We start from the raw sequence: 22,141 nt of genomic DNA on the forward strand, positions 1-22,141 counted from the left end.
ATGTAATTAGAGATCAAAAAAAATGAATTTTTAGAAATGCTTGTAGAAATTCAAACCCAATATTTTACCTTTTTTATCAATTTAAATCTTCTTATTAAGAAAAAAGAGGTTTCGAGAGAATATGTCTATGCTTTTGATTGATAAATCCATCTTATAGAATAGCATTATATATACTTTTATTTTCGGTTTAGCATTCCATTATTTGATTCTAAAATTTAATGAAACACGATTGTTAATTATTAGTAATATATTTTTTGTTAGGTTTTGTTTGTTAGGGAGATTAGTTATTAGTTAATCTCCCTTGTTTTTGTTAGGCTAAATAAGTTAGGACTATTAATAAGATATGATTTATATGAAAAGAGAGCATTTAAAAATTAGAAAGTACAATTCCTTAAAAATGGCTGTATCAGTTATGTTGTTATTTCTTTGTTCGTTTAAAGGATATTCTAAAAATGAAGAAAATACAAAAGACGCATTGGCATTAATAGAAAGACTTATAGGCAATCGTGCCAGTGAGTTTGAATTAAGTATTATTGAGAACAGAGAGAATAATAAATCAGATTGGTTTGAAATTGAAACAAAAAACAATCATGTAAAAATAAAGGGTTCAAACAATACAGCAATTTGTTATGCTGCTTATAATTTTCTAAGGGATATAGGAGCCGTTTTAGTAAGTTGGGAAGGAAATAGAGTTGCTTTACCTAAGACATGGCCAGAATATTCAAAAAGGGAAATACACCATTTCAATACAGAGAATATTTAAACGCCTGTACTTTTGGTTATACTACTCCGTGGTGGGACTGGAAACGTTGGGAACAGGAAATCGACTGGATGGCGATGCACGGAATCAATCTTCCAACGGCAATGGAAGGTCAGGAAGCCGTGTGGCAGGAATTATGGAAAGAATATGGTTTAACAAGCACTCAATTAGAAGCACATTTTGCCGGACCAGCCTTTTTGCCATGGCAGCGTATGGGAAATATCAACAGTCTCGAAGGGCCATTGCCACAAGAATGGTTCAGTAAAAAAGAAGAACTTCAAAAGAAAATATTGGAACGAATGAGAGCTTTAGATATGCATCCTGTTGTTCCAGCATTTAGCGGTTATGTTCCTAAAGCTTTCGCAGAAAAACATCCGGAAGCTAAAATAACGGAATTAAAATCCTGGTCGGGAGGTGGTTTTGCAAGTACTTTTCTATTAGATTCCAAAGATCCTTTGTTTAAAAAAATAGGAATACGTTTTATTGAAATTTATACTAAAATGTATGGGAAGTCGAATTTCTATCTGGCAGATTCTTTTAATGAGATTGAACCTCCGGTTTCGGAACACAATAAATATGAAGAACTTTCTAATTACGGAAGTGCGATTTATGAAACTATTAATGAAGCCGCGCCGGGTGCAGTCTGGGTTATGCAGGGATGGCTTTTTGGAGACAATAAAGAATTTTGGACAAAAGAAGCTACCAGCGCATTTTTAAGTAAAGTGCCAAATGACCGATTGATGGTTCAGGATTACGCCAACGACAGATATAAGGTATGGGAAAACCAGGAAGCTTTTTATGGTAAACAATGGACTTACGGTTATGTACATAATTATGGAGGATCGAATCCTGTATATGGAGACCTGAATTTCTATAAAAACGAATTGACGAGTTTACTTAAAAATCCAAATAGAGGAAATGTTGTGGGCTACGGCGCAATGCCCGAAGGTTTAAATAATAATTCAATTGTATACGAATATATTTATGACCTTCCGTGGAGTCAGGGTGAACAACCTGTAAACGACTGGCTGACTAAATATTTAAATGCGAGATACGGACAAACAACTTCAAAATCTGTTTTTCAGGCATGGGAATTATTACTTGAATCTGTTTACAATATCAAATATTGGGAAACCCGCTGGTGGAATGATAGGGCTGGAGCGTATTTGTTATTTAAACGCCCGACTGCAACAATTACAGAATTTAAAGGAAATCCCGGAGATAAGAAAAAATTAAAAGAAGCTTTGGATATTTTAACCAAAGAAGCCAAAAAATATGATAAAAAGAATTTTATCAATTACGATTTAATCGATGCTTCAAGACATTACTATTCACTTTGTATTGATGAAGATTTGATTGAATGTGTAAAAGCCTATCAGCAAAAAGATATTTCAAAAGGCGATCAATTATTTAAAAAGATAGAAAAACAAGCTTTGGATATCGATAAGATGATGTCACGACAATCATTGAATAGTCTGGATCAATGGGTAAAATCAGCTTCTGATTATGGTGATTCTCCTGAAGTATCAAAATTGTATGTAAAAAATGCGAAAACATTAATAACACTTTGGGGAGGAGAAGGACATTTAAATGATTATGCATCCAGATCCTGGCAGGGAATGTATAAAGGATTTTACTGGCCAAGATGGAAAATGTTTTTAGAAGCTCTAAAAAAATCAGCAGTGGATAACACTCCTTTTGATGAAACAAAAGAAAGAGAATTAATTAAAAACTGGGAAATCAAATGGACCGAAAATAAATAAAAAATATACCAAGACTATAATTAATACGTATATAACCAAAATATAACTTAAACTTTTAACCATTACCTTAAACTATACTAGAAATATGAAATGAAATCTTTACGAAATCGATTAATTAATAAGTTTTTAACTATGTAATTTTAGAAAAATAATTTTGGAAACCCTTGCTATCATTGACTTTATATGAATTATCCATGTTTATGAATAACTTGTCCATTTGTTAACATTTCTTTACCATTAATTTCGTCAATACTATATTAACCAATTAACCAATATCAAAATGGAAAAACTTAAACTTTTATTATTAGCCTTTTGTTTTTGCTTCTCAATTAATACCTGGGCACAAAAAACAGAAGTGTCCGGTGTAGTTTTAGATGACAAAGGCATTCCACTGCCAGCCGCCAATGTACTAGAGAAAGGTACAACGAATTCAGTAACAACAGATTTTGATGGAAAATTTAAATTTTCGGCTTCAAACAAAAATGCTACACTAATAGTTTCTTATATGGGGTTTGAAGATTTGACTTTAAAACTAGACGAAACAAAAACAAATTATTCGATTAAATTACAGCCTACTACAAACAGTTTAGAACAAGTTGTAGTAGTGGGTTATGGAAAAGGGTCTCGTAAAAACCTTACTACTTCTGTAACTTCTGTAAAAGCCGAAGATTTAAACAGAGGGGCAATTAGTGACGTAGGACAGCTTTTACAAGGTAAAGTTTCCGGTTTGAACATTTCATCAAGTGGCGACCCTACAAAAACGGCTTCTGTAGTTTTGCGTGGAGCTTCTACATTAAATAGTTCACAAGGACCATTTTATGTAATAGATGGTATTCCGGGAGTTGATATCTCCGTAATTTCTCCAGACGATATTGCAACTATCGATGTCTTAAAAGATGCTGCTGCAACGGCAATCTACGGTAACCGTGCTGCAAATGGAGTTATCATGGTAACAACAAAAAAAGGAAGTAAGGGCAAAACTCAGATTGCATACAATGGTTATGTTGGTTGGGAAGAAGTTTCAAATAATCTGGACATGATGAATGCAGATCAGCTGAGAGATTTTACAACTAAAAACAATTTGAATTTTACTCCTGAAAATGATAAAGGTGCCAATACAAACTGGCAAAAAGAAATTTTAAGAACAGGACGTGCAGCATCAAGCAGCCATAACTTATCGATGAGCGGCGGCGGAGATCATGGAAACTATACAGCAAGTATCACTTCTCTTAACAAAGAAGGGGTAATGTTAAAAAGTGACTTTTCTCGTATTATTGCCCGTTTATCCGTTGAACAATTTGCTTTTGATGATAAAGTTAAATTTGGTTTAAACGTTACCAATTCCAGTACAAAATATCAAAATGTACCACAGAGAAATACTGTTCTTTTGCAGGCAGCAAGTTATCTTCCTGTTTCTCCGGTAAGAAATGCTGACGGAAGTTTTTTTGAAAATTTTACCAGTCCGGGATATTTTAACCCGGTAGCATTAATTGATCATGGTACCGATGAAACTAAAACGGAAAACCTTGTAGGTAACTTTACTGCAGAAGTAAAACTTCCGTTTGGATTCACTTATAATTTGAATTTAGCACACCAAAGATTAACTACTTCTCATGGAGAATTTTATGACAGTTATTATTCACAATACAACAGTGCCAATTTTTACAACAACCCAGATCCACCTTTGACAAAAACATTGGTTAATTTTGGTGTAAATGGTTCTGCATTGAGAAATTCTTACGAAACCAGAAACAATATTATTGAAAGTTTCCTTACTTGGGATAAAACATTTGGAGAGCATAAAATAAAAGCTGTAGCAGGTTACTCTTGGCAGGAGAATACATTAGGAGACGGTTTTCAGGCTACAACAACGAACTTTCCTGTAGACAATGTTGGGTATAACAACCTTGCTTTAAGTAATTACACTTCGGTTAATGGTTACGTAGTAAATTTTGGAGACAGTAAAGCTTATCAAAAAACACGTTTGATAGCTTATTTTGGACGTGTGAATTACAATTACAAAGATAAATATCTATTACAAGGATCAATTAGAAGAGATGGTGGATCTATGTTTGGACAAAATAACCAATGGGGATATTTCCCTTCTGTAGGTGGTGCGTGGAGAGTAGATAAAGAAAATTTCATGAAGAATCAAGACTTTTTTACTGATTTGAAATTCCGCGGAAGCTGGGGGTAACAGGAAACTCATCTGGATTTAATGCTTACACAGCACAGTTTATTTCTGGAAGTTTAGGAACTTTCTATTATAACGGACAACAAATTGGTGCTTATGGTCCTAACCAGGCAGCTAACCCTGATTTAAAATGGGAAAAAACAGCTACTACAAATATTGGAGTTGACTTCTCAATCTTAAAAGGAAAAGTAACAGGTTCTGTTGATGTGTACGACAAAAAAACAACAGACATGATTTTCAATTATAATGTAAATCCGGTGCTTGTACCAGTAGGATCAATTGTTGCAAACGGAGGAACAATGTCTAATAAAGGTATTGAGGTTAGTTTAAGTACAACTCCTGTTAAAACAGCAAATTTCAGCTGGACAACTAATCTGAATTTGGCCCACAATAAAAATGAAATCGTAAAATTAACCAGTCCATTCTTTGTTGGCGGAGATTCTATTCGTCGTGTACAGCCAGACGGAGGCGGACAAACAGGAAGTACTTTACAGATTTTTAAAGAAGGAAAACCTTTAGGACAATTCTTTACATTGAAATATGCAGGAAAAAATGCTGACGGAGTTTCACAGTATTACGATAAAAATGGTGCTCTGACTACAACGCCTTTAAACGGAGTAGATTATCATTATGCAGGAAGCGCACAGCCAAAACTATTAGTAGGATGGGCAAATAATTTTCAATACAAAAAATTCGATTTAAGTATTTTCTTCAGAGGAGTTTTTGGTAATAAAATTTTCAATGCCACTCGTGCCGATTTATTCAGACCTAGTACTGCAATGACCAATAATATTTTAGTTGATGCAGGAAATGAGTCTCCAAATGACTTAAACTCTTATAAATATTCAGATCGTTTTATAGAAGACGGCAGCTATGTAAGATTAGACAACATGACTTTAGGATATAATTTTGGTAAAGTGGGAAGGTATATAAACAGTGTACGTATTTATCAAACCGTAAACAACGTATTTGTTATTACCAAATACAAAGGAATTGATCCGGAAGTTGAACAAGGAGGAACAGCTCCTGGTGTAGATTCAAATAACTTCTATCCAAAAACCAGAACTTATATGTTTGGTGTAAATGTGATCTTCTAAAATTAAATGCTAAAAATTATGAAAAAGATATTAAAATATTTAGGGCTCCCAGTACTTATGGCTGGTTTAATCTGGTCTTGTGATGATCTTGAAGTGCCTATTACAACACAATTGACACCTGAAGTATTTCCTCAAAACTCAGCACAATACATTCAGACAACAGGACCTGTTTATGCAGCATTTCGAGGTGAATTTTCATTTGCCTGGTGGTGGTCTCAGTCTTTATCTACAGACGAAGCTATTTTGCCTGCAAGAGGAGGTAACTGGTTTGATAACAGAAACTATATTGCGATGCATTACCATGATTGGAATGCAGATAATGGAATCATAGGAAGTCTTTGGGACTGGTCGTCTAAAGTGATCGGAACAAGTAATCAGGCAATTTCAATTTTAAATCAGACAATGCCTGAAGGTGCAGATAAAAATACATTGATTTCTGAGTTAAAAACAATGCGTGCCATTTCTTATTACATGTTAATGGACAGCTATGGAGATGTACCGTTGGATACTTTATACGGAGATTTTTCGTCTCATGCCAAAACGCCGAGAAAAGACGTTTTTAATTTTATTGAAAAAGAATTAAAAAATGCCGTTCCTAATTTAAATCCTGCAGTGGGAGTTGCCACTTACGGAAGACCAAATAAGCAAACGGCTAATGCAATGCTGGCTAAATTATATTTGAACGCTGAGGTATATACAGGCGCATCACGCGTTAATGAATGTATTGCAGCTTGCGATGAGGTAATCAATTCGGGCTTATATGTTGTTGAGCCAAGAGCAACTTACCTTCAGATGTTTTATCCAACTAATGGACCATTGATGAAAGAATTCATTTTTGCAGTTCCTTACGATCCGGCGGCTGTTACAGTGGGTTACAACGGACAAATGTACCATTCACGTTATGATGTACCGCGTTCTGAAAGAGCGAAGTTTGGTCTTTCATTTACACCAAGTGCACCAAGAAGTACCCTTCCTGAATTTTATGCTTATTTTGATGATGTAAATGATATTCGAAATAAACAATGGCTTACCGGGCTTCAGTTTATGAATGACGGTATTACACCAGTAACAGTTACAACAACCAAAAAAGGATATGACCAATTTTATACAGGATCTGATGGAGGAGCTGCATATACCTATCAGGTAAATTTAACACCGGATATTATACCGCGTCAAAGTGAACCTTTATTTGATCTTGGAAACGACGAAATTGCATGGAATATGGGTTACAGAAATATTAAATTTTACCCGGATGCTACTTCAACAAATCGTAATCAAAAAAATGATGTTCCTTTCTTACGTTATTCAGATGTTCTTTTAATGAAAGCAGAAGCAATCCTTCGTGGAGGAAGCGTAACAATAGGACAAAGTGCAGACGCATTAGTAAACATGGTTCGTTCTAATCGTACAACATCTCCGGCATTAAGCGGTGTAACATTAGAAGATCTTTACAAAGAAAGAAGCCGTGAATTTACCTGGGAAGCATGGCATAGAAATGATATGATCCGTTTCGGAAAATATGAAGGGCAATGGGGTTACAAAACCAATGCAGATACCTATCGCCGTGTATTCCCAATTCCAACCAATGCTATGGTTTTAAACCCGGCTCTGATCCAGAATGATGGATATTAAAAATAAGAATTAGTAAGTACGCATTGTTACCCAATTTTAATTTTGAAAAGGAGAGGAGCGTAAATTCTTCTCCTTTTTTTACTAAAAAACTGGTCTATTCAGTTGCTCGTAAGAATCAGTTTAGTTTTGTTTTTGAATGAAAGCAAAGCTTAATCGAATGCCGTTTGAGAAAGCAGTGAAAGATTAAGCTTTGTAACATTCATTTAGCTAATGTTTTGAGAATTATAATCCGATGAAATCCTGTCTAAAACAATATTGTCCCAACAATACAAACAGAATAAATGAAACTAAATAAAATCTATAAAATAGGACGCATTGGAATAGGTTTAACTCTTGTTTTTTTAGTGTCGTGCAATGCTCAGAAAACTATTTCTTTAAAAAAGAAACAGTTATCAGACATGGTTTATCCGTTGTTGGACACCGAAAATTCCAGGTGGTTTTACTTTTCATCAGCAAGTCGTCCGTTTGGTATGGTAAATCTAAATCCCGATACCGAAATTAACGGCGATTGGGGCGGCGGTTATAAATATACTACAGATACAGTTAAAGGTTTCAGCCACGTTCACGAATGGCAAATGTCTGGCGTATCAGTTATGCCCGTGACAATTGCATCAGAAAACAAACAGACAATTTTTAAAGATTTTTATTCTAAGTTCAGTCATCAAAACGAAATCATAACGCCGGGATATCATTCCATAAAATTAGATCGATATCAAATAACGGCAGAATTAACAAGTACGCCAAGAGTTGGCTTTCATAAATATACTTTTCCGACAAAGGCACAAAAAGCAGTTCTTTTTAATTTGAACACTATTTTAGGGCCTTGTGAAAATGCAAATGGCAAATTAGAAAAAAACAATGATTATGAACTTTCGGGTTCATTAGTTTTGAGTACCAATTTCAGACGCCCAAAACCATTAACCGTATTTTTTAAAATTAAAACAAACGAGCCGATTACTTCCATAGAAAGAGATAATCTGACAGGTAATTATTTGGTCAATTTTAATAAAACGAAAGAACAAATATTGATGAAAGTTGGTATTTCTTATACTTCAATAGAAAATGCCGGTAATAATATCGAAACCGAATTACCACATTGGGATTTTAATAAAACAGTTGACGATTCCAGAAAAGTATGGAGTGATTTATTGGGAAGAATTAAAATAGAAGGAGGAACCCAAACCGACCAAAGAAGATTTTACACGGATCTTTGGCATGCCCTTCAAGGCAGAAAAATGATCAGTGACGCAAATGGAGCCTATCCGGATAATACAGGAGAAAAATTCAGACTCGGACAATTGCCTTTAAATGCTGACGGAAAACCAAAATTCAACCATTACAATTCCGATGCTTTCTGGGGCGCACAATGGACAATTAATAATCTTTGGGGATTGGTATATCCAGAAATTATGGAAGAATTTGTCTATTCGTTAATGCAGTATTACAAAGACGGCGGTATGATTCCGCGTGGTCCTTCAGGAGGAAATGATACTTATGTAATGACCGGAGCTTCGGCAACACCTTTTATCGTTAGCGCCATTCAAAAAGGAATTGTAAAAGAAGACTTAGAGGAGATTTATACCGCCCTCAAAAAAATCATATGCCGGGAGGTATTATGGAAAAAGCAGGATATGAGCATAATACAAATATTGGCGGTGGATTAAAATATTATTTAGAAAAAGGATATGTGCCTTATCCGCTTCCCGAAGGCAATTTCGGAAGCCATGAAGACGGTACAAGCCAGACTTTAGAATATGCCTATCAGGATTGGACTTTGGCGCAATTGGCTAAAAAACTAAATCATGAAGAAGATTATAATTATTTCATCAAAAGAGCTAAAAACTATCAAAATGTTTTTGATGTAAAAATAGGCTGGATGCGTCCGAAAAACGTAGAAGGAAAATGGCGTGAAAATTACGATCCCTATCAATATGAAAATGGATTTATAGAATCGAATGGCGCGCAGTCAACTTGGTTTGTACCGCATGATATTGAAGGTTTAGCCACTTTAATGGGAGGAAAAGAAAAAGCTGTTGAAAAATTGAATGCCCAATTTGAAACGGCCAAAAAACAAAAGTATACTTCCGGTACATCGCACGATGCAGAATTACATCCGGAATTTAGCAGAATTCCTGTAAATTTTGGTAATCAGCCTTCCATACAAACATCCAATATTTTTACAGTATTAGGAAGGCCGGATTTAGCACAGTATTGGACAAGAAATGTAGTAAAAGAAACTTTCAGCGGATTATCTCCGGCAACTGGTTATAACGGCGACGAAGATCAGGGATTAATGGGAAGTCTAAATGTATTGCTTAAATTAGGTTTATTTCAAATGAATGGAGGAACAGACCAAGAAGCTGTTTATCAAATTGGAAGTCCGATATTCAATACAATCACGATAGACTTAAATTCGAAATATTATTCAGGCAAAACATTTATCATCAAAGCCAATAATAACAACGCTGAAAATGTGTATATAAAGGATATCAAATTCAATCAGAAAGCAGTGCCAAAATTCAGTCTTTCACATCAGGAGATTACTAATGGAGGTGAGTTGATTTTAGAAATGTCAGATCAGCCAAAGCTAGAAAAATAGTAAAGATAACGTTGGGTTAAAACCCTATTAACGCATAAAAACATATAAATATAGTTATTTGAGAAATATTAAAAATAACTAAACACATAAACAAAAAACAAAGAAATAACCACAATGAAAATATCATCCAAGTTTATCTTTTTTTAGGAATATCATTTCTTACAACAATTACAAGTAACGCTCAGAAAACCGTTCATCAATACGTCGATCCAATGATCGGGTCAGAAGGAGTTGGCAGGGTTTTTATCGGCCCGTCGTGTCCATACGGAATGGTAAAACCAAGTCCGGATTGTACCTCGAGTCCGAATAGTGGCTGGCTGCCAATGCCAAAAGAAGTAACCGGTTTTAGCCAAGTACACGTAAGCGGAACAGGCGGTGGGCCGAAATACGGAAACATTCAAATTATGCCATTTTCAGGTGCTTTGGATAAAATGGATCAGACTTCGTTTAGAGCAGAAGAAAATGTAAAACTGGGTTACTACGAAACTATTTTCAAAGAAAATAAAATTAAAACCGAAATCACGACAGGCGAAAAAGTATCATTTTACCGTATCACTTATCCAAAAAATACATCAAAAGAATTAAAAATAGATCCGGGATTTTTTCTTGGAGAAGAAAAGATTCCTGATGCCAGAGAAGCACAGCAGTTTGTAGGTTCGCAGATCGAAATTGTTTCGGATACTGAAGTGAGAGGTTACAGCAGAATAAGAGGCGGATGGAATAACGGCCGTGCTTACACGGTTTATTTCTGGGCAGTTTTCGATCAGCCGATTGCAAAATATGTAACCTTTAAAGACGGGAAATTTTACAGCAATCAAAAAGTACAATTTGATTCCGGAAAAAAACAGCCGCTTTACTTTCTTTCGGAAACGGGGGAAAAGAAGAACTGAATGTCAAAATCGGAATCTCTTTTTTAAGTGAATTAAAAGCAAAAAATAACATAGAAGTAGAAATTCCGCATTGGGATTTTAATACCGTTTTATCCACCTTAGAAAATAAATGGGAAAACTTATTAAGTCGAATTCAGCTTTCTGCAGACACTTCAGATGAATATAAAAAAATGTTCTACACCGGTTTATATCACACAATGATTATGCCCGTTGATAGAACCGGAGAAAATCCGTTATGGACAAATGACGAGCCGTATTATGATGATTTTTATACGATTTGGGATACTTTTAGAACTTCAAGCCCTTTAATTACGCTGATAGATTCTAAACGTAAAGTCGAAATTATCAATGCTATGCTCAATATTTACAAGCGTGAAGGCTTTTTGCCAGAAGGAAGAAGTGGTAACGATAACGGAAGAACTCAGGGAGGTTCAAATGCTGAGGTTGTTCTGGCAGATGCTTTTGTAAAAAACTTAAAAGGAATTGATTACGAACTAGCGCTTGCAGCAATGCTCAAAGATGCGACAGTTCCGCCGGGAGGAAATGAAGAAAAAGAAGGAAGGGGCGGGTTAATAGATTATTTAAAATTAGGATACGTTCCCTTCGGCACAGACCGCGCAGGAAACCGAACAATCGATTATGCCTACAACGATTATAATATTGCCGTTGTAGCAAAAGGATTAGGCAGAACAGATTTGTACAATCAATACATCAAACAAGCCGACAGCTGGCAAAATTTATGGCGTCCTGATTATGAAAATAACGGAGCCAAAGGTTTTATTATGCCAAAAGACAAAGACGGAAACTGGCTGGATGATGTTGTTTTCGGAGAATCAAAAATCCAGAAACCTACTTTTAAATATACGCCCGTAATTATAGAATCGCCTTGGTATGTCTGCCATTGGTGTGTGTTTTTCTACGAAGGAAATTCATGGGAATATTCCTTTAGTATTCCGCATGATATTCCCGAAGTGGTTCGAAAATCAGGCGGTGAAAAAGCTTTTGAAGACAGATTGAATACTTTCTTTAATTCAGAATTGTATAATGTGGCCAATGAACCTTCGTTTTTAACGCCTTGTCTGTATCACTGGATCGGGAAACCGTATTTGAGCAGTGACCGAATCAGAACGATTATCAAAAACAATTTCAACACTTCAAGAGAAGGACTTCCGGGCAATGATGATTCTGGTGCAATGTCTTCCTGGTTAGCATTTCACATGATGGGATTATATCCAAATGCTGGACAGCCTTATTATCTGATTAATACGCCTTTGATAAAAGAAACAACCATGCAATTAGAAAACGGTAAAAAGTTTACTATTTCGGCAAAAAAAATGAGCGATAAAAACAAATACATAAAAGCCGCTTTTTTAAACGGAAAACCATACAACAAAGCTTGGATTTTACACGATGATATTAATAACGGAGGAGAATTAGTTTTAGAAATGGACTCTAAACCTTCGGCTTGGGGAACTACTATTTTACCACCAGCTAAATAAAATGATAAGCAAGATGAAAAATATATTTTTAATGATTCTTTTTTGTATCGTTTATCAAAAAGGAACAGCGCAGAATTACATTCCAACACTAAAAAACAATACAGAACTAAATTACGTCTGCAAACTGCACGGCCAAACCAGAACTTTATCACTTATAGCTCAAACGGCAGGTGACGGACTAACTTTTAAACTGGAAACCAGAGGCGTAAAAAGCAGTATTGTCATGCTTCCTGAAGCAGTAAAAAACGGAAATGCCTTAAGTTTTAACCAAGGAGAATACGCCCCAGTTTTAAACTTAAAACCTACAGAAACCTTTTTTATGATTTCAAGATCGGCATATCAGGATTTAGTAAAAAATAGTTCATTCGTTTATAATAACACCACTTATGTTTTAGATAAAAATGAAGACAAAAACGGTGTTTCGATTGACGGAAAATTAATCGACGCTTTACATGTAATCGCACAGATTGATGAAACCGAAATGTGGATTGTAAAAAATGCAGAATATCCATTAATCTGTAAAATAGCTAAGAATCCTTTAGGAATAAACTTCACTTTAGTGAAAGTAGCAGATAAATAATATAACCCGTTGGGTGTAATTAAAAAAGAATCCAACACATAGAAACATAGTTTAGTTGTGTAGAAAAGACGACAAAAAGAAACTTAGTTTCTCACACATAGTCCCGAAGCATCGGGATTTGTTAATGCAAGTGAAACGTCTCTTAACAAGCATCAAAATCTATGTTTCTATGTGTTAAAAATAATTAAGAATCCTTTACAATAAATACAAAAACATTTTGCGATCTAGTTTTTGTTATTGTATTTACTCCTTTTTTATAACAAAATGATTATTTATTGAGAAATCGTTTGCGTAATAGTGAAAGTATTGAAATGTTAGTTTAAATTTACGAAAATTAAATTTTAAACTATTAATAATTGAAATTATGAGATTATCAATCTTAACCACTTTACTTTTTTGCTGCATTTGTTTTGGACAAAATAATACAGATACCAGTTTGTATATGAAGTCTGATAAAATTACCTATCTGACAGATATTGGTTCAGAAACGGGAGATTTATATAAAACAATTGGACATCACGGGCCTGCAGTCGAAAATGAATGGATGGCTTTGAGAATTTACTTCAGCGATAAAGTAGCGATTGATGTTTATTCTAAAGCTAAACCCGGTTTAGAGTTAAAAAAGCAAATTGGTACCCAACGCCGGAACAGCAAAAAGAAGGATGGGGAGCTGATTACTATAAAGTAGCGTCGACCGTAGGTTTGGGAGGTGTAAAACTTTGGGATGGAGAAAAAGTGGTGCCTTTAAATCCGGTAACAAATCGTTTGGCACGCGTGGGAAAAACAGATACTACTTCGTGGATGGAAATGATTTCAAGAGGAGTGCCTTACAAAGGAAAAAAAGTAGATATTTTAGTTCGTGTAACGGTGTTTTCCGGTAAAAGAGAAGCTAAAGTAGAAGCTGTTTCCTTAAGCGGAGAAAAAGTACAATTTGCTACAGGAATTAATTATTTTAAAGATTTTGGAACTAAAAAAGGAACCAATTATATTGCAGTTTGGGGAAAACATCCGGAAGATGTTGCAGCAGAAATCGTAGAGATTGGAGCAGCAATTATATACAATCCAAAAGATTATGAAAAAACTACAGATGATGGAACACAGTATTTGTTAATCTCTAAACCAACAAAAACATTAGAAACAAAAATCATTTCTTCGAGCGCAAGAGAAACAGAATTGAACACTTTAGATAAATTGGAAGCATATATTAAAAAGTAATAGAATTATCCTTTAAGTAAGAACGCGGATTGAACGGATTTACTTCGTAAAGACGCGGGTTAAAACGGATAATCTATTTGTATTTTTTAAAAGATTAATAAAAATCCGTTTTAATCCGCGTCTTCGCGTTAGCGAATCTGTTTAATCTGCGTCTAATTTTAAGGACATTTCATGGATATATAATCGGTATAATCTAAAAAAAATACAAGTAACAGATAATTATTAAAAATTAGAATACAAAATAAATGTTTAGAATATCGGCTATAATAGTACTATTACTTTCTTTATATTCCTGCAAATCACAGCAGACGGCTAAAAAAGAAGTTAAAATTGCTTTTATAGCCGATGTTCATTTACAAGATATTTTCGCCAAATTTGAAGATAGCAATTATCAGGGAATCAAAAATCCGGTTACAGGCGAATATGCCAATATCAGGACGATGAACGCTCAATTGCATTCTACGAGAATTTTTAATGAAAATTATTTTGCCTTTTTAGAAGCTTTAAATGATATTGTCAAAAGAGGCATTAAACAGGTCGTACTTCCGGGCGATTTTAGCGACGACGGACAGCCTGTTCACGTGCGTGGATTGAGAAAAATACTCAACGAATATTCTCAAAAATACGGAATCTATTTTTTTGTTACGACTGGTAATCATGATGTTGTAAGACCATTTTTGCAAGATGCCGCTAAAACCGATTTTTTAGGCAAAGATGGAAAAGAGCAGATCATTAGCAGTTCGAAAAATAATCTCAATAAAAATAAAAGCGAACTCGAACCCATTATTACTTCCGATATAAAAAACTGGGGTTATAAAGAAACCATTCAGGAAATGAGAGATTTTGGTTTTTTTCCAAAAAAGACCGATTTGTATTGGGAAACACCTTTTTCAAACTACACGTATGAACAATACAATTTTGAAGACGCTTTAAAAGAATCTGTTTTAGAAAAAAGAACGTATCTAATTAAAAACACCAATCTATATCTTCCGGATGCCAGTTATGTGGTTGAACCAATTAAAGGAATCTGGCTTTTGGCTATAGATGCCAATGCGTATGTTCCAAACGATAAATTATCAGGAAAACAAGATGATCCGCATGATTTTTCGGGAGCCAATACAGGTTATAATAACGTTCTGATTTATAAAAGTCACTTATTAAACTGGGTAAAGAAGGTTTCCGCGGAAGCGAAACAAGAAGGGAAAATACTGATCGCTTTTAGTCATTACCCGATGGTTGAATTTAACGACAATGCCTCGCCGGAATTAAAACAGTTATTTGGTGCCGATAAAATGCAGCTGCAACGAGTTCCAGACGAAGAAGTAGCGCAGCAATTTGCAGATGCAGGGATTCAGATTCACTTTGGCGGACACATGCACATTAACGATACGGGCGTAAGAACATCGGCAAAAGGAAATACATTGTTTAATATTCAAACGCCTTCGCTCGCAGCTTATATGCCGGCGTATAAAATACTAACGATTCATTCTGATTCTGAACTTGAGGTTGAAACAGTTGTAATTGGCAAAGTGCCTAATTTCAATAATTTATTTCCTTTTTATGAAGAAGAATATGCTCATTTACAGAACAGTAAAAGCGAGCATATTTGGAATAAAGAGATTTTAAAAGCAAAGGATTATGCAGCATTTACGAGCTGGCATTTAAAAGAATTAGTTCGTTTAAGATTTTTACCCGAAGATTTTCCTGCCGATTTTTTAAAATCAATAGTAAATCTTTCAGGAAAAAAATTATTAGAAATAAATAAAAATGCATCAGAAACGGATAAAGATTTGAAATCAAATTCCCTGACTATTTCTGATTTTGAATTATGGACGGGTTTTGATATGATTTTCGATTTTTACCGTTTAAAAAGTGCTGATGAATTGGCCTTTCCAGAAATTGGAAACAAGAGACTAAAGCAATATAAATTGGTTTGCAGTCAGTTAAAAAAATCAAATGATCCAAAACTGATTTTATGGGCAGAAATATTCTTGAAAACCATGAACGGCGATCCTTCCGATCATTTTATGATTGATTTGAAAAATAACAAAATTGATAATTTATCTGTTAAATAATTTTGATATTTATTAAATCAAAAAAGATTAAATTGCATTTATAATTTATTTCGATGAGACAAAAATCTTTTGCACTATTTTTATTTTTTGCCCTTTTTTATCATTCTTATTCACAGAATATAAAATTTGCGCATTATAATGACAATAACGGATTGTCTCATAATTCGGTACGCCATATTGTACAGGATAAAAAAGGTTTCATGTGGTTTGGAACGTTCTCAGGATTAAATCGTTTCGACGGTTATCAGTTCAAAAATTACATGAGTTCTACTCCGGGAAAAAATAAATTGTACAATGATGATATCACGGCTTTGGAACTTGATGAAGCTTCAAATCAATTATGGATTGGTACCAGAAAAGGACTGACACTTTTCCAGATGGACACGCATGTTTTTACGACCTTTTTTCATAAAAAAGAAGACCCAAACAGTCTGCCCGATGATGAAGTAAGATCGGTTTATGTGGATAAATTTAAAAGGGTTTGGGTGGGTACCAAAACAAAAGGTATGTATCTGTTTTTCCTGAAAGAAAACCGATTCGAAAAAATTAAGCTTAAAGGTTTTGATTATGTAAAAGAAATTTTTGAAGACAAAAAAGGCAATATCTGGGTTGGCAGTTACGAAAAATCAGGTATCGCAAAAATAACAATGGATGCTAAAGGAGCAATTGTACGAATTAATAATTATACGCTTTCTGTTCCGTATTCCAACATAAAAAATCCATATATTAATTTTATTTACGAAGATGCCAAGTCGGATATTTTTGTCGGAACCCGTGAAGGTTTATATAAACTTGATAAAACCAGTGATCAATTTGTCAATTTATATATAGAAAGCAAACAGATTAGAGGCGCTTTAGGACCTTATTTTTTATCGGTTGCACACGCTCCCGATGGAAAATACTGGGTTGGAACTTTAGGCGGATTGCTGGTTTGTAATCAATTAGAAGATATTCAGAAAGGAAATTATAAATGGTATTATTCTATTTTATCAGATGATACTTCGCTTGTAGATAATTTAATTTCAGCACTTTATTTTGATGCTTCCGGAGTTTTATGGATCGGGACAGAAGATGGTTTGGATAAATATGATCCTTATGAAAATCAGTTCACTTTAAACAAAGATATTTCACGTTCTATAGGTAATCAGGCACCGCGTATTAGAGGTTTTGCTAAAACGTATGACCAAAAAGTGATTGTGGCGACTTACCATAACGGACTTTTTATTTCAAATACAAAAGGCTCAACTCCTTTACATAACACAGGAAAAGATATTGCCAGTATTTATTCTGACGACGGTAAAATCTTTTATTGTGGTCTTTGGGACGGAAATATATTAGTGTACAATTACAGTACAAATTCTTCCAGAGAAATTAAGGCAGGATTTGAAAAATCCCCTGTTTTTGCTTTTACAAAGATTACAGACGATTCGATGATAGTAGGTTCTTTTGGAGAAGGCGCAGTAATTTTGAACACCAAAACGCTGCAAGTAGAAACATCAAGTAAACTTTTACCAGACTTTCAGATTAATGCAATTGAAAGAGATGCTAAAAATAATGTTTGGTTTGCCACAGAAACCGGAGTTGTAAAATACAATATCAATTCTGGAAAAATAGAAACCTATTCGTCGCTTTTTATCAAAGAAAAAGGAGTTCCTCATGATGAAAATGTGAGTGACGTTTTGGTTGATGCAAAAGGTAAAATATGGGCGTCAACACGTTTTGGACTGTGTTTATACGATCCGAAAAAAAACGAATTTGAACCGGTAAAGAATCTTAAAGAACTTTCGGGCAAATGGATTACTGATATTTTATCAGATACAGAAGGAAATTTGTGGCTGAATATCAATAATAATAATATTGCTTTTGTTAAAGCTAATTTAAGGGATATCAGTATTTATCATGTAAACAGCGGTAACAGATTGGACGTTTTTAGTTCAAGCGGCTTTTTTTACTTTAATAATTCGAATATTTTTCTGGGAGGTAAAAATGGAATTATTTCTTTTTCGCCTCCCGCAATGAAAAGAAACAAATGGGCGCCGTTACCCGTGATTTCTGAATTTAAAATTCAGAATGAAGAAGTTTTCCCGGAAATGGAGATTAATGGAGAAATTCCGCTTTCAAAAGATTTGAATTATGGAAATGAAATAGAACTTACCCATAAGAACCGCGATTTTTCGATTCAGTTTTCAGCTCCGTCTTTTGCAAACGAAAAGCTGAATAAGTTTCAATATATGCTGGAAGGTTTTGATAAGCAATGGATTACAGTTAATAGTACGTCAAGAATAGTTCAGTATACAAATCTTTATCCCGGAAATTATGTTTTTAAAATAAGATCAAGCAACAGCGACGGATATTGGAGCAAAACAGTTTCATATAAAATAAAAATCCTGCCGCCTTTTTGGTTGACACCCATTTCTTTTATACTGTTTCTTGCCCTTTTATTTGGTGTTTTTTATTTCATTAGAAAAGAAATCAAAAACCGAATTCGTTTAAAACAAGAACTGCTTACCGAAAAAGTAAACAGAGAACACGACGTTAAATTGAATAATGAGAAATTACGTTTCTTCACCAATATCTCGCATGAATTAAGAACGCCGTTAACGCTTATTTTAGGTCCGGCCAAACAGCTTTTGGATGAAAGCAGTAACGCAACGGATTATGAAAAAAGCAGATATAATTTAATTTATCAAAATGCCAGCAGATTACTGAATCTGGTAAATCAGGTATTAGATTTTAGAAAAGCGCAGTCCGGTGAATTAAAACTAAAAGTTACTAAAACCGATATTCTGGCTTATTCAAAAAATATTTTTGACTCCTTTAAGGAAATGGCTTATGATAAAAAGATTAAGCTCAATTTTATTACCGAAGATGATGAAATAAACGGTTGGCTGGATAATGATAAGTATGATAAAATCCTGTACAATCTCTTGTCGAATGCATTAAAGTTTACCAATAAAAACGGGAATGTAGACTTGTACATTAGGCTGAAAGATACGGTTGAAGATATTTTAGTGATCGAAGTAACCGATGACGGAATTGGAATTCCTTTAAAAAGCCAGGATAAAATTTTCAAACGATTTTATCAGGCAACAAACAGTAAAGCCCATAATACAGGATCGGGTATTGGTTTGTCATTGGTAAAATCTTTAGTAGCAATTCATAAAGGAATTATTTCTGTTGAAAGTACAACAGGAAAGGGAAGCACATTTAGAGTTGAAATTCCGATTGACCGTGATTCTTACGAGCATAAAGAGGTGTTTGAATATGCGCTTAAAAATGACAGTTTGAGTATGCTTATTCCAGAAAAAGCGGCTAAGAAAATCATTCAAAACACAGATTTAAAAGAAAAAATATTAGTAATTGAAGATAACAGCGAACTTAGAAAATATCTGGTTGACTATTTATCTGATTATTACAAAGTTTATGACGCTGAAAATGGAGAAGAAGGTTTGAAAATCTGCCGACAAATTAAGCCAATTTTATGCGTTACCGATGTTATGATGCCTGTTATGGACGGACTGGAGTTTTGTCAACAATTAAAAAATGATGAATTCATAAGCCATATTCCGGTTGTGATGCTTACTGCACTTTCTGAAAATATGGATAAAGTAAAAGGCTATGACATGGGAGCTGATGGTTATTTAGTGAAACCTTTTGAACCATTATTGCTTAAAACGGTTATCGAAAACATGATCAAATCAAGGTTAGAGCTTAAACAAAAATTCTCCGGAGAAGTAGAAGGTAAGATCAGCATGCTGACACATTCGCCAATTGATGAAGAATTTATGGTTAAAGTGACGAATCTGATCAATGATAATTTAAGCGAAGTAGATCTTTCGACAGAATTTTTATGTGATAAACTGGGCGTTAGTTCTTCAAAATTATACAGAAAAATTAAAGAACTGACTGATTTGGCTCCAAACGAATTTATCAGAACGATTCGTTTAAAAAAGTCAGCAGAACTACTCAAAACTAAAAAGTACAATGTTTCAGAAGTAACGAATTTAGTAGGTTTTAATGATCCTTTATATTTCAGCAGATGCTTTAAAAAACAGTTTGGTTTCCCGCCTAGTAAGCTGATTAATTAATTTTCCCATTTTCTATTGAGACCGAATCTTTGTCAAAGATTAAAATTTTGACAAAGATATCCTAAGCATAAACATAGCTCGCGGTTTCAACTGCGGGAGCGTAATGTATATCCACAATCTAATTTTTCCCAAATGTCTCCCGTGGTTTCAACCACGGGCTATATTTGAAATTCGATTCCGTAATTTTTTCATTTCAATATTAAAACATAGCCTGTGGTTTCAACCACGGGAACGCAATGCATATCCATAATGTAATTTCTCAAACTATGTCTCCCGTGGTTGAAACCACGGGCTATATTTGAAATGGGATTTCGTGATCTTTTCATTTCAATATTCAAAACATTGCCCGCGGTTTCAACCGCGGGAACGCAATGCATATCCATAATGTAATTTTTCCCGCTATGTCCCCGTGGTTGAAACCACGGGCTATATTTGAAATGGGATTTCCCAATCTTTCATATCTATATTCAAAACATTGCCCGCGGTTTCAACCGCGGGAACGCAATGCATATCCACAATGTAATTTTTCCTGCTATGTCTCCCGTGGTTGAAACCGCGGGCTATGTTTGAAATGGGATTCCTCAACCTTTCATTTCAATATTCAAAACATTGCCCGCGGTTTCAACCGCGGGAACGCAATGCATATCCGTAATCTAATTTCTCCTGCTATGTCTCCCGTGATTGAAACCTTGGGAACACACCAAAATAATCAGCTAAATATTTGTAAAAATCCTACAATAATAAAAATTATCCATGTTTTTGATGTATTAATCCATTTTGAACGGTATAGGTAATTCTATTTTTGTCTTTATAACTTTTAATTTTTAGCATTATGAAAAAGCATATAGATACAGATAATCCGTTGAATAATTTAGATGAATGGGAAGATGATTTGTTATTGCGATATCCTGATCCTTCTGAAAGTACGCCCGAAAAACAAAAAGAAGAATTCAGGAATTATGTCGATTCGGAAAGAGTAGAAACGGTTAAGGAATTTTATAGAATCAATCATACTTACCAAACCTATGATTTTGTTTGTAATAAAGAAGCAGAATTTTTACAATTTAATAAAAAAGAAATGTCAATCTGGGAAGCAGTTGAGTTTTTAAATACGCTTGTAGACGACAGCGACCCAGATATAGATTTAGATCAGACACAACACCTTTTGCAGACTTCTGAAGCCATTAGAGCAGACGGTCACCCGGATTGGTTTGTCTTAACGGGATTTATCCATGATTTAGGTAAAATTTTATGTTTGTTCGGAGAACCGCAGTGGGCAGTTGTAGGTGATACATTTCCGGTTGGATGTGCTTACTCAGATAAAATTGTTTATTCAGAATTTTTTAAAGAAAACCCCGATTATACAGATGAAAGATTCAATACCAAATTTGGTGTTTACACTCAAAACTGCGGATTGGATAAGGTAAAAATGAGCTGGGGTCATGACGAATATTTGTATCAGATTATGAAAGATTATCTTCCGGATCCGGCTTTATACATGATTCGTTATCATTCTTTTTATTCACAGCATAAAGAAAATGCGTACGCTCATTTAATGAATGAAAAAGACATAGAAATGTTTGATTGGGTAAGAAAGTTCAATCCGTATGATTTATACACTAAAGCACCGGTTAAACCAGATGTAAAAGCATTACTTCCTTACTATAAAGAATTAGTTGCTAAATATTTGCCTGAGAAATTGAAGTTCTAGAAATATCAAAAATTTCATTTGAAAGCTATCTAAAACCA

Annotated in this window: 13 protein-coding genes and 1 pseudogene; all 14 read left to right on the forward strand. The window is 34.4% G+C overall.

Annotation, left to right across the window (positions count from 1 at the left end):
• The first annotated feature begins 352 nt into the window (after positions 1 to 352).
• The 14 genes and pseudogenes from ACZZZT_RS12100 to ACZZZT_RS12165 all read left to right on the forward strand — a co-directional run bounded on the left by ACZZZT_RS12100 (position 353) and on the right by ACZZZT_RS12165 (position 22,103).
• Positions 353 to 763 (forward strand): alpha-N-acetylglucosaminidase N-terminal domain-containing protein, encoded by a 411-nt coding sequence (locus ACZZZT_RS12100; RefSeq protein WP_463460541.1) that lies wholly within the window; start codon positions 353 to 355, stop codon positions 761 to 763.
• On the forward strand, positions 709 to 2,523 hold the full coding sequence (locus ACZZZT_RS12105; RefSeq protein WP_463460542.1) for an alpha-N-acetylglucosaminidase: 1,815 nt from the start codon (positions 709 to 711) through the stop codon (positions 2,521 to 2,523). The genes ACZZZT_RS12100 and ACZZZT_RS12105 overlap by 55 nt, the downstream gene beginning before the upstream one ends.
• 280 nt (positions 2,524 to 2,803) lie before the next feature.
• On the forward strand, positions 2,804 to 4,720 hold the full coding sequence (locus tag ACZZZT_RS12110) for a SusC/RagA family TonB-linked outer membrane protein (RefSeq protein WP_463460543.1): 1,917 nt from the start codon (positions 2,804 to 2,806) through the stop codon (positions 4,718 to 4,720).
• Between the two features lie 83 nt (positions 4,721 to 4,803).
• On the forward strand, positions 4,804 to 5,814 hold the full coding sequence (locus ACZZZT_RS12115; RefSeq protein WP_463462418.1) for a TonB-dependent receptor domain-containing protein: 1,011 nt from the start codon (positions 4,804 to 4,806) through the stop codon (positions 5,812 to 5,814).
• Positions 5,815 to 5,832: 18 nt separating this feature from the next.
• Entirely contained in the window at positions 5,833 to 7,446 is a 1,614-nt protein-coding gene (locus ACZZZT_RS12120) for a RagB/SusD family nutrient uptake outer membrane protein (protein WP_463460544.1), read from the forward strand.
• A 281-nt stretch (positions 7,447 to 7,727) separates the two neighbouring features.
• Positions 7,728 to 9,110: a glycoside hydrolase domain-containing protein gene (locus ACZZZT_RS12125; RefSeq protein WP_463460545.1), complete on the forward strand. Its 1,383-nt coding sequence runs from the start codon at positions 7,728 to 7,730 to the stop codon at positions 9,108 to 9,110.
• Entirely contained in the window at positions 9,047 to 10,045 is a 999-nt protein-coding gene (locus tag ACZZZT_RS12130; RefSeq protein WP_463460546.1) for a glycoside hydrolase domain-containing protein, read from the forward strand. Before ACZZZT_RS12125 ends, ACZZZT_RS12130 begins: the two co-directional genes overlap by 64 nt.
• A gap of 212 nt (positions 10,046 to 10,257) precedes the next feature.
• Positions 10,258 to 10,935, forward strand: coding sequence for a hypothetical protein (locus ACZZZT_RS12135; RefSeq protein WP_463460547.1), 678 nt, complete (start codon positions 10,258 to 10,260; stop codon positions 10,933 to 10,935).
• 14 nt (positions 10,936 to 10,949) lie between these two features.
• Positions 10,950 to 12,434: a glycoside hydrolase family 92 protein gene (locus tag ACZZZT_RS12140; protein WP_463462419.1), complete on the forward strand. Its 1,485-nt coding sequence runs from the start codon at positions 10,950 to 10,952 to the stop codon at positions 12,432 to 12,434.
• Positions 12,435 to 12,447: 13 nt separating this feature from the next.
• Positions 12,448 to 13,014, forward strand: coding sequence for a hypothetical protein (locus ACZZZT_RS12145; protein ID WP_463460548.1), 567 nt, complete (start codon positions 12,448 to 12,450; stop codon positions 13,012 to 13,014).
• 442 nt (positions 13,015 to 13,456) lie between these two features.
• Positions 13,457 to 14,229: pseudogene (locus ACZZZT_RS12150) on the forward strand (DUF4861 family protein).
• Positions 14,230 to 14,474: 245 nt separating this feature from the next.
• A complete protein-coding gene (locus ACZZZT_RS12155) occupies positions 14,475 to 16,304 on the forward strand; it encodes a metallophosphoesterase family protein (RefSeq protein ID WP_463460549.1) in 1,830 nt (609 codons plus the stop codon).
• A 53-nt stretch (positions 16,305 to 16,357) separates the two neighbouring features.
• Complete coding sequence (locus tag ACZZZT_RS12160) at positions 16,358 to 20,392, forward strand: hybrid sensor histidine kinase/response regulator (RefSeq protein WP_463460550.1); 4,035 nt, start codon at positions 16,358 to 16,360, stop codon at positions 20,390 to 20,392.
• An 832-nt stretch (positions 20,393 to 21,224) separates the two neighbouring features.
• Entirely contained in the window at positions 21,225 to 22,103 is an 879-nt protein-coding gene (locus ACZZZT_RS12165) for an inositol oxygenase family protein (RefSeq protein ID WP_463460551.1), read from the forward strand.
• Positions 22,104 to 22,141 lie beyond the last annotated feature (38 nt).

Source organism: Flavobacterium sp. AC274 (genome assembly GCF_979258275.1).

Coding starts and splice junctions, on each gene's coding strand:
- ACZZZT_RS12125 (WP_463460545.1), top strand. CDS start 7,728: ATGAAACTAAATAAAATCTATAAAATAGGACGCATTGGAATAGGTTTA.
- ACZZZT_RS12110 (WP_463460543.1), top strand. CDS start 2,804: ATGGAAAAACTTAAACTTTTATTATTAGCCTTTTGTTTTTGCTTCTCA.
- ACZZZT_RS12155 (WP_463460549.1), top strand. CDS start 14,475: ATGTTTAGAATATCGGCTATAATAGTACTATTACTTTCTTTATATTCC.
- ACZZZT_RS12165 (WP_463460551.1), top strand. CDS start 21,225: ATGAAAAAGCATATAGATACAGATAATCCGTTGAATAATTTAGATGAA.
- ACZZZT_RS12130 (WP_463460546.1), top strand. CDS start 9,047: ATGCCGGGAGGTATTATGGAAAAAGCAGGATATGAGCATAATACAAAT.
- ACZZZT_RS12120 (WP_463460544.1), top strand. CDS start 5,833: ATGAAAAAGATATTAAAATATTTAGGGCTCCCAGTACTTATGGCTGGT.
- ACZZZT_RS12100 (WP_463460541.1), top strand. CDS start 353: ATGAAAAGAGAGCATTTAAAAATTAGAAAGTACAATTCCTTAAAAATG.
- ACZZZT_RS12105 (WP_463460542.1), top strand. CDS start 709: ATGGCCAGAATATTCAAAAAGGGAAATACACCATTTCAATACAGAGAA.
- ACZZZT_RS12135 (WP_463460547.1), top strand. CDS start 10,258: ATGATCGGGTCAGAAGGAGTTGGCAGGGTTTTTATCGGCCCGTCGTGT.
- ACZZZT_RS12160 (WP_463460550.1), top strand. CDS start 16,358: ATGAGACAAAAATCTTTTGCACTATTTTTATTTTTTGCCCTTTTTTAT.
- ACZZZT_RS12145 (WP_463460548.1), top strand. CDS start 12,448: ATGAAAAATATATTTTTAATGATTCTTTTTTGTATCGTTTATCAAAAA.